Raw genomic sequence first — 909 nt, forward strand, 5'->3', positions numbered from 1 at the left:
CCTGCGCGCCCGCGGTGGCGGTCCGCGTCATCCGCCGGTGCAGCTCGCCGGGCTCCCCGCCGGGCACGGTGAAGCCCGACGAGGGGGACGACGCCTGCGCGCGCACGCACTCCGCCCGGGCGCGGCGGGCCACCGCGTCCACCCGCGGCAGGAACTCCTCCAGCGCGCCGCGCACCGGGCCCGCCGGGCAGCCGTCCACGACCTGCTCGTAGCGGCGCACCGAGCGGTCCACGGTGTGCGCCGCCCGCGCCCACAGCCCCTCCCCGAGCGGGTCGGGGGGCCGGCGCCAGAACGCCCAGCGCACGCCCGCCCCCTACAGGTACTGCCCCGTGCCGCCCTGCTGCCGCCGCGGCATCGCGTCGCGCGGGCCGGCGCCCTGCGGCGCACCCGGGCCGGGCCCGCCGGGCAGCATCCGCCGCATCTCCGCCAGCTGGGCCTGCGCCGCCACCTGCTGCGCGAAGACGGCCGTCTGGATGCCGTGGAAGAGGCCCTCCAGCCAGCCCACGAGCTGGGCCTGCGCGACCCGCAGCTCGCTCTCGCTGGGGGTGGTCTCCCCGAAGGGCAGGGCCATGCGCTGCAGCTCCTCGACGAGGTCGGGCGCCAGGCCCTCCTCCAGCTCGGCGAGGGACTGCGCGTGGATCTGCGCCAGCCGCGCGCGGCCCGCCTCGTCGAGCGGCGCGGCGCGCACCTCCTCCAGCAGCTGCTTGACCATGGTGCCGATCCGCATGACCTTCGTCGGCTGCTGGACCATCGCCGCCGGTCCGCCGCCCTCCTGGGCGGCCTCGGCGATGCCGACGCCCTGCGGGGTCACGACGACGACGCGCTGGTCGTCGCCGTCGGCGTGCTCGTCGGGCTGGGGGCTGGGCTGCGCGTGCTCGGACACCGCCTCATCCTGCCCGCTGGGCGCCG

Annotated in this window: 1 protein-coding gene and 1 pseudogene; both read right to left on the minus strand. The window is 78.7% G+C overall.

What is annotated here, in order from left to right; all coding sequences use genetic code 11:
• Positions 1-304 (minus strand): annotated as a pseudogene (locus tag ABEB16_RS22395) (hypothetical protein); the annotation flags it as partial.
• A gap of 9 nt (positions 305-313) precedes the next feature.
• A complete protein-coding gene (locus ABEB16_RS22400; RefSeq protein ID WP_345714357.1) occupies positions 314-883 on the minus strand; it encodes a proteasome activator in 570 nt (189 codons plus the stop codon).
• Between the last annotated feature and the right edge of the window lie 26 nt (positions 884-909).

It is taken from the genome of Kineococcus glutinatus, from assembly GCF_039542765.1.
Classification (GTDB): Bacteria; Actinomycetota; Actinomycetes; order Actinomycetales; family Kineococcaceae; genus Kineococcus_A; species Kineococcus_A glutinatus.